General features: G+C 72.6%; 9 protein-coding genes and 1 pseudogene. 7 read left to right on the forward strand and 3 right to left on the reverse strand.

All coding sequences use genetic code 11. From position 1 onward, the window contains the following. From ABTZ99_RS44125 to ABTZ99_RS44155, 7 genes and pseudogenes are all read left to right on the forward strand, one after another. Window positions 1-401 (forward strand): annotated as a pseudogene (locus ABTZ99_RS44125) (hypothetical protein); the annotation flags it as partial. 207 nt (window positions 402-608) lie between these two features. Then, window positions 609-1448, forward strand: coding sequence for a helix-turn-helix domain-containing protein (locus ABTZ99_RS44130; protein WP_499619121.1), 840 nt, complete (start codon window positions 609-611; stop codon window positions 1446-1448). A 60-nt stretch (window positions 1449-1508) separates the two neighbouring features. After that, a complete protein-coding gene (gene pgsA, locus ABTZ99_RS44135; protein ID WP_230565608.1) occupies window positions 1509-2117 on the forward strand; it encodes a phosphatidylinositol phosphate synthase in 609 nt (202 codons plus the stop codon). Between the two features lie 11 nt (window positions 2118-2128). Beyond that, a complete protein-coding gene (locus tag ABTZ99_RS44140; RefSeq protein ID WP_498778935.1) occupies window positions 2129-3061 on the forward strand; it encodes a phosphatidylinositol mannoside acyltransferase in 933 nt (310 codons plus the stop codon). After that, entirely contained in the window at window positions 3058-4179 is a 1122-nt protein-coding gene (locus tag ABTZ99_RS44145; RefSeq protein ID WP_498778799.1) for a glycosyltransferase family 4 protein, read from the forward strand. The genes ABTZ99_RS44140 and ABTZ99_RS44145 overlap by 4 nt, the downstream gene beginning before the upstream one ends. Then, complete coding sequence (locus tag ABTZ99_RS44150) at window positions 4176-5153, forward strand: NUDIX hydrolase (RefSeq protein ID WP_499619124.1); 978 nt, start codon at window positions 4176-4178, stop codon at window positions 5151-5153. Before ABTZ99_RS44145 ends, ABTZ99_RS44150 begins: the two co-directional genes overlap by 4 nt. Further along, window positions 5150-5494 carry a hypothetical protein gene (locus tag ABTZ99_RS44155; RefSeq protein ID WP_498778795.1) on the forward strand — a complete coding sequence of 115 codons (345 nt, stop codon included), beginning with the start codon at window positions 5150-5152 and terminating at the stop codon, window positions 5492-5494. Before ABTZ99_RS44150 ends, ABTZ99_RS44155 begins: the two co-directional genes overlap by 4 nt. Window positions 5495-5950: 456 nt before the next feature. On the opposite strand, the gene ABTZ99_RS44160 is transcribed toward ABTZ99_RS44155, so the two are convergent. Genes ABTZ99_RS44160 through ABTZ99_RS44170 form a run of 3 tightly spaced genes read right to left on the reverse strand, consistent with a single transcriptional unit; the run spans window position 5951 to window position 7333 of the window. Beyond that, window positions 5951-6325 carry a PH domain-containing protein gene (locus ABTZ99_RS44160; protein ID WP_053714859.1) on the reverse strand — a complete coding sequence of 125 codons (375 nt, stop codon included), beginning with the start codon at window positions 6323-6325 and terminating at the stop codon, window positions 5951-5953. 17 nt (window positions 6326-6342) lie between these two features. After that, a complete protein-coding gene (locus ABTZ99_RS44165) occupies window positions 6343-6861 on the reverse strand; it encodes a DUF4240 domain-containing protein (RefSeq protein WP_498778792.1) in 519 nt (172 codons plus the stop codon). 46 nt (window positions 6862-6907) lie between these two features. After that, window positions 6908-7333, reverse strand: coding sequence for a hypothetical protein (locus ABTZ99_RS44170; protein WP_499619127.1), 426 nt, complete (start codon window positions 7331-7333; stop codon window positions 6908-6910). Between the last annotated feature and the right edge of the window lie 207 nt (window positions 7334-7540).

Consider the following 7540-nt stretch of genomic DNA (forward strand, 5'->3'; position numbering starts at 1 on the left):
CGGCGGTCGCGACGGCCGTGCGACCGACCGCCCCCGTCGCCGCGACCACCGTCCCGGCCACCTCGACCACCACGCCGACGCCCCCGCCCGACGTCGAGCTGCACCAGACCATGCCGAGCCCCGTGACGGCCAGCGTGCGGCTGGTGGACGAGCCGTGGGGCACCCGGATCGACGTGCTGTGCTCCTACGCCGTGCCGGACGGGCCGCCGCCGCCCGTGTTCGCCTACTCCCTGCACGTGCTCCTGGCCGACGGCGCCGCGGTGCGGGTCGCGACCTGGACGGCCGGTCCCGGCTCGACCACCCGGCCGACCGCGACGACCGAGCTGGCCCGGTCCGACATCACCGGCGTCGAGATCAGATTGGTGCAGAAGGACCTGGTCCTGCTCCGCGTCTCGTTCTGACCCCGGCCCGCGGCGGCCCGCCGGCCGCCAGGACGATCACCCGCAGGCCCGGGACCTGCTGCAAGCGCACCTGCACGACTGGATGCACGTGCGCTCGCCGAAACGGCCGCCGACGTGTCCCAGATCACCCCGGGCGACGGCCGGCGCGGCCTCAGACACCTTCCTGGCCGATCGTCAAGAGGGGTGAGCGTCGATACGGTGCGTTGCATGACCGCACCTGAGCGTTCGCGGCTGGCCCGAGAACGGCTCTCGCGCGAGTTACGAAGGCTGCGCACCGAGGCCAAGATGACCGGAACGGCCACGGCGCGCGCTACCGGGATGAGCCAGTCCAAGCTGTCGAAGATCGAGAACGGCATGCTCCTCCCGTCCGTGACCGACGTGGAGCGCCTGGTCGCCGAGCTGTCCGCGACCAGGGAGACCAGGGTCGAGCTGGTGGAGTTGGCCCGTCAGTTGCACGCCGAGGCGGAGACCCGCCGCGTGGTGCTGCACCGCGGGGCGCACCGCCACCAGCAGACCGTGGCCCGCATCGAGGCCCGTGCCACCACCAGCCGCTTCTTCCAGAACGCGGGTGTGCCCGCGCTGCTGCAGAGCGAGAACTACCTGCGGGTCGTGCACAACACGATGCCCCCGCACGAGCAGGACACGGCGATCGCCACCCTGCGCAGCCGCCGTGCCCGGATGGACGACCTGGGCAAGCGGTTCGTGTTCCTGCTGGCCGAGAGCGCGCTGCGCTGGCGGATGGGGTCCGCGGACCTGATGTGCGAGCAGATCGACCACCTCGTGCAGATCGTCCGAAGACCCAATGTGCAGCTCGGCGTGGTGCCGTGGACGGCGGACGCGAACATGGTGGCCCTGCACGGGTTCCAGGTGTACGACGAGCGGGTGGTGACGTTGAGCGTGCTGACCGGCAACGCCACCATCACCGACCCGCACGACGTGCGCGAGTACCTGGCCCTGTTCGGCAGGCTCGAACGGCTGGCGGTGCGCGGCGACGCGCTGGAGGACCTGCTGGAGCACATCTCCAGGGACCACCGCAAGCTCGGCTGAGCTGGGTGGTTAGGCTGCCGGTGACCACTTCGTCCCCGTCGGTAGGTGCCCCGCCACCCCATGCTGAACATCTTCGCCCGCGCGTCCGTTTCGCGCGTCACCGATCCGATCGGCGCGTGGCTGCTGCGCCGCGGCCTCACCCCGAACGCCGTCACGGTGCTGGGCACCGTCGGCTCCGTCGCCGTCTCGCTGTGGTTCATCCCGCGCGGGCAGCTGTTCACCGGCGCGGCGCTGGTCACCGTGTTCGTGCTGTTCGACCTGATCGACGGCGCGATGGCGCGCGCGCAGGGCGGCGGCACGAAGTTCGGCGCCGTGCTGGACGCGAGCTGCGACCGGATCGCCGACGGCGCGCTGTTCGCCGCCATCGCCTGGTGGGCGTTCGGCGCGGGCGAGCACGGCCTGGCCGCGGCGACCCTGGTCTCGCTGGTCGGCGCCCAGGTCACGTCCTACGTGAAGGCCCGGGCCGAGGCGTCCGGGCTCTCCGCCGACGGCGGGCTGGCCGAACGCGCCGAGCGGTTCATCGTGGCCCTGGTCGGCGTCGGCCTGCACGGGCTCGGCGTGCCCTACGTCCTGCCGGTGGCGCTGTACCTGCTGGCCGCGCTGGTGTCGATCACCGTGGTGCAGCGCATCCTGGCCGTGAGCCGCGCCGCGAAGGAGCTCGGTACGTGACCGCTCGCGACATCAAGGGCACCCTGGTCGACCTGGGCTACGCGGCCGGGTGGCGCCTGGTGCGGCTGCTGCCGGAGAGGGCGGCGCGGGCGCTGTTCGACGCGGTCGCCGACCGGGCCGCCGGGCGTGGCGGCGGTGGCGTGCGGCAGCTGCGGTCCAACCTGCGCCGGGTCGTGCCGCAGGCGGGCGAGGCCGAGCTGGACGAGCTGGTCCGGCTGGCCGTGCGCTCCTACGCGCGGTACTGGCGCGAGGCGTTCCGGATGCCGTCGCTGGACCAGCGGGAGCTCTACGCCGAGCTGGACCGGACGATGACCGGCGTCGAGAACCTGGACGCGGCGCTGGCCGAGGGACGCGGCGCGGTCATCGCGCTGCCGCACTGCGGCAACTGGGACATGGCGGGCGTCTGGCTGGTCGGGCACTGCGGCACGTTCACCACCGTCGCCGAGCGGCTCAAGCCCGAGTCGCTGTACCGGCGGTTCATCGCGTTCCGGGAGAGCCTGGGCTTCCAGGTCGTGCCGCTGACGGGCGGCGACCGCAACCCGGCGCTCGTGCTCGCCGAACGACTGCGGGCGAACCAGGTCGTCTGCCTGCTCGCCGACCGCGACCTCACCGCGGGCGGCGTGCCCGTGACGTTCTTCGGCGAGCGCACCATGATGCCCGCCGGCCCCGCGCACCTGGCCGCGACCACCGGCGCGGCGCTGATCCCGGCCGGCCTCTGGTTCACCGAGGACGGTTGGGTCATCCGGCTGCACCCGCCGATCCGGGTCCCCGGCACGGCGGGCGTGCCCGCGGCGACCCAGCAGATGGCCGACGTGTTCGCCGCCGACATCGCCGCGCACCCCACCGACTGGCACATGATGCAGCAGCTGTGGCTGGCCGACCTGCCGGAGAGCAGGCAGAAGGCGCTGCGCCGGGTCCTGGCCCGCCGGGGGGAATCCGCGTGAAGGTCGGCATAGTCTGCCCGTACTCCTTCGAAGTGCCAGGGGGAGTGCAGGCGCACGTGGTCGACCTGGCGCGCGCGCTGCGCGGCCTCGGGCACGAGGTGGAGGTGCTGGCGCCCGTCGACGACGACACGCCGGTGCCGGAATTCGTCACCTCGGCCGGTCGGGCGGTCGCGATCCCGTACAACGGTTCAGTGGCGCGACTCTCGTTCGGACCGGTGTCGTTCACCCGCGTGCGGCGGTGGATCGCCGAGCACGACTTCGACGTGCTGCACCTGCACGAGCCGACCGCGCCGTCGTTGTCGATGCTGGCGCTGATGGTGGCCGACGGCCCGATCGTGGCCACCTTCCACACGTCGACGCCGCGCTCGAAGATGCTCTCGGCGTTCCAGGCGGTGCTGCAGCCGTTCCTGGAGAAGATCACCGCCAGGATCGCGGTGTCCGCGCTGGCCCGCCGCGTGCAGGTGGAGCACCTCGGCGGTGACGCGGTGGAGATCCCCAACGGCGTCGACGTCGGGTTCTTCGCCGACGCGACGCCCCTGGACGGCTACCCGCGACCCGGCGGCACGGTCGGGTTCGTCGGCCGGTTCACCGAGCCGCGCAAGGGCATGCCGGTGCTGCTCGAGGCGTTCCGCGAGCTCGACGCGCCGGACGTGCGGCTGCTGGTGGTGGGTCGCGGCGACGCAGACGAGCTGCGCAAGCAGGCGGGGCCGGAGCTGGCGTCGCGGATGGTGTTCCTCGGCATGGTGGACGACGAGACGAAAGCGCGCGCGCTGCGCAGCGTGGACGTCTACTGCGCGCCCAACACCGGTGGCGAGAGCTTCGGGGTCATCCTCACCGAGGCGATGTCGGCGGGCGCGGCGGTGCTCGCCAGCGACCTCGACGCGTTCCGCCGCGTGCTCGACGACGGCAAGGCGGGCGTGCTGACCCCGGTGGGCGACTCGTCGGCGCTGGCCCGGGCGTTAGGGGAGCTGCTGACCGACCCCGGCCGGCGGGCGGACTACGTGGACGCGGCGCGGCAGCGGGTGATGATGTTCGACTGGTCGGTGGTCGCGAACCAGGTGGTGCGGGTGTATGAGAGCGCCATGGCGGCGGACCCGCGTCGGGTGGGTGAGGCGTGACGAGCTCCGGCGTCGCGACGACGTTCCTGGTGTTGCTGGCGTTGGCCGTGCTGGTCGGCCCGTGGACGCTCGGCACGGCCAACCGGCTCGACCGGCTGCACGTGCGCACGGACGCGGCCTGGGCGGCGCTGGACGCCGCCCTGGCGCGGCGCGCGGTGGTGACGCGAGCGGTGGCGGCGGTGTGCGGCAAGCCGGAGCTGCGTGCGGCGGCGGACCGGGCCGAGCGGTCGGCGCGGCCGGACCGCGAGGCGGCGGAGAACCGGTTGTCGGCGTTGCTGGACGCGCTCGACCGGTCCGTCCTGGAGCCCGCGCTGGCGGCCGAGCTGTCCGATGCGGAACAGCGGGTGGTGCTGGCCCGTCGGGTGCACAATGACGCCGTGCGCGACACGTTGGCCTTGCGCCGGCGTCGGTCCGTGCGGTGGTTGCGGCTCGCGGGCACCGCGCCGACGCCGTCCTATTTCGAGATCGCCGAACCCGGCGGTGACGCCGAGGCGTCCACGTTGACCCAGCGCGTGTCGGCGCGGGTCGTGCTGCTGGACGTCGAGGACCGGGTGCTGTTGTTCGAGGGGTTCGACCCGAACCGGCCGGACGAGCCGTTCTGGTTCACCGCGGGCGGTGGGGTCGAGCCGGGGGAGGACGTCCGGACCGCGGCGGTGCGGGAGCTGTTCGAGGAGACCGGTGTCGAGGTCTCCGGTGACGAGCTGGTCGGTCCGGTGTGGAAGCGGCACGCCGTGTTCGCCTTCGACGGCTTGAACTACGCGGCGGTCGAGTGGTTCTTCGTCGGAAAGGTGGAGGCGGTCGACGTGGACACCTCGCGGTTCAACGAGATCGAGCAGCGGACCATTCGCCGGCACCGGTGGTGGTCGGTGGAGGAACTGGCGTCGACCGACGCCACGGTCTACCCGGCGCAGTTGGCGGAGGTGCTGCCCGACGCGCTGGTCGGGTGGGACGGCACGACCCGTTCGGTCCGATGATCGGGATCTCGAGCCGGATGGACGACGTCGTCGCCTTCTACCGCGCTCTGGAGGAGTCGGACCGGCCGCGCGCGTACTTCGAGTTCGTGGACGTCGAGGGCTGGGTGGACGAAGGCGCGCGTGCGCTCTACGAGACCGTGGAGCACGAGGGTGAGCTGATCGCGATCCGGCAGATCGAGTTACCCTCGGCGGGTGGGATGCACCGCTACTCGTGGCGGCGGATGGAGGACGCGTACGGCGGCCTCACCGACGAGCCGATCGACCCGCACGACGACCCGGTGAAGCCCATACCCCGTGAGGTCTTCGTCGAGCGGTGGAACTCGTTGATGTACGAGGTGTGACGGCGCTCGACCCGTTGCGGCACAGGCTGATCACCACCCCTCGGCGCCGTGCCTCGCGCGAGGCCGGACCGCGCCGCGCGCGTGCCCGCGTCGGTGACGCTCGACCCGGCCGCGCTCTGCCCGCGTCGGGACGCTCGACCTGGCCGCGCACGTGCCCGCATCGGTGACGCTCGACCCGGCCGCGCTCTGCCCGCGTCGGGACGCTCGACCTGGCCGCGCACGTGCCCGCATCGGTCACGCTCGACCTCACCGGCGCCGAGCCGATCGGCCGCGGCCTGAGGGCTCCTGCCGGCAGGGCGTGCCGGCCCGGACCCCGGCCACCGGTGTGCCCGCCGCCACCAGCGTGCAGCGTGTCCGCGTGACCAGCGTGCGGAGTGCCCGCCGCCGGCGTGCAGCGTGTCCGCCGCCGGCGCCGGCGGGCACGACCGGTTGGCGGCGGCGTCACCCCTGGCGCGGCTAGAGGATGAACGTCGCGATCATCTGCCCGAGCAACCGCACGTCGGCGTGCCCCTTGAACTCCAGCCGCACCTGACCCAGGCCGCTGAACCACAGGTCGAGCTCGGCGTCCATGTCGAACGTGCCCGCCGTCTCGATCGAGAACGCCTGCACCCGGCTGTAGGGCAGCGACGTGAAGTCCTTCTTGCGGCCGGTCATGCCCTGGACGTTCACCGCGATCACGCGCTTGTTGGTGAACACCACGAAGTCCCGGACCGTCTTGAAGCTCGACACGATCTGCTCGCCCTGGATCAGGATCGGCGACACCTGCGACGCGATGTCCTCCGGCCGGCACGGCGCCAGCTTGAAGACTGACTGCTTCTCGAAGTCGATCACGACTTCGACGGTACCGGCTACCGGGGCCACCCCGCCGGGTTCGAGCACGATTCCCGGGAGATCCCCGACCCCGTACCGGGGAAGTCCCCGAACCGGTCCGCGTGCGCGTGGGCGAAGAAGTAGCAGAACGCCTCGCACTCGGCGTCCACCACCGCCACCCGGGGATCGCGGGCCACGGCTTCGTAGAACTCCTGGCCGAGCGCCAAGACGAAGCCGCGCGCGTACAGGAAGCCGTCGTCCGAGCCGTCGGTGACCGCCTGCACGTCCGCCCGGTCGATGTCGTACAGCTTGCGCTCGACGACCCGGTCCAGCGCGGTCAGCTCCTCGGCGGACAGCCCCTCGCACGCCCGCGCCAACGCCCGCAGCACGCCTTCGAGGTGCTCTTCCAGCTCGGCGGCCTCCTCGAAGGCCTCCTCGGACACGTCGCGCTTGGCCAACGCGCGGCGCACCTCGTTCGGGCCGGGACCGAGACCGGCCCAGGCGTCTTCCAGCATCGCCCAGAAACGGGCCTCGTCAGCGGCGGTGGGGAGAGTCATGCGGCGACGCTAGCGAGGGGGTCCGACAATTCCGGTCCCGGCGAGGTCAGCCGGCGCGCTCGAAGCTGTCGATCGCGCCGCCCCAGGAGGGCCCCTCCCAGGTGACGACGAGCGCCGAGCCGTCCGGTTTGAGCTCCAGCGTCCCGCGCTTGCGGTCCTCGTTCGGCGTGGTGCAGTCCAGGGTGAGGGCCGGCTTGGCCGAGTCGGCGTCGGCGATCGTGCCGGGGCAGGCCAGCTCACCGGTGGTCCGCGCGGTCGTGCCGGTGATGGTGAGGGTGGCGATCGGGCTGTCGTTGATCGGCTCCCACGTGCCGGTCAGACCCTCGGCCTCCGGCTCCTCCGCCGCCTTCGACGTGGCCGCGGTGGTGGTGGTCGTCGCCGGGGACGCGTTCTGCGCGCCGTCGTCACCGCCGCAGCCGGACAACACCCCCGCGGACAGCCCGAGAACCGCGGCGGTCAGTGCCAAGCGCATGGAAGGGTCCCTCCTCGTTGATCTTCCCGAGAACGCGGACCATCCCAGCACAACACCCCCGGACCGGGGCGATCGCCCCCGGGGCGCGCGGGGGGGCCCGCGCCCCCCGCCCCGGGACACCCCGGCCCTAACCCCCGCCCCCGAGGACGCGGGGCGCTTGTGGGTGTAGTGGGGGTTAAATTAAAGCGCGGAGTTTTACAAGCCCAC

This window comes from Actinosynnema sp. NPDC002837 (assembly GCF_040295345.1).
Taxonomy (GTDB): Bacteria; Actinomycetota; Actinomycetes; order Mycobacteriales; family Pseudonocardiaceae; genus Actinosynnema.

What these genes read in the sequence shown, in the direction of transcription:
- pgsA (WP_230565608.1), top strand. Translation starts at nt 1,509, where the DNA reads ATGCTGAACATCTTCGCCCGCGCGTCCGTTTCGCGCGTCACCGATCCG.
- ABTZ99_RS44130 (WP_499619121.1), top strand. Translation starts at nt 609, where the DNA reads ATGACCGCACCTGAGCGTTCGCGGCTGGCCCGAGAACGGCTCTCGCGC.
- ABTZ99_RS44170 (WP_499619127.1), bottom strand. Translation starts at nt 7,333, where the DNA reads ATGCGCTTGGCACTGACCGCCGCGGTTCTCGGGCTGTCCGCGGGGGTG.
- ABTZ99_RS44165 (WP_498778792.1), bottom strand. Translation starts at nt 6,861, where the DNA reads ATGACTCTCCCCACCGCCGCTGACGAGGCCCGTTTCTGGGCGATGCTG.
- ABTZ99_RS44155 (WP_498778795.1), top strand. Translation starts at nt 5,150, where the DNA reads ATGATCGGGATCTCGAGCCGGATGGACGACGTCGTCGCCTTCTACCGC.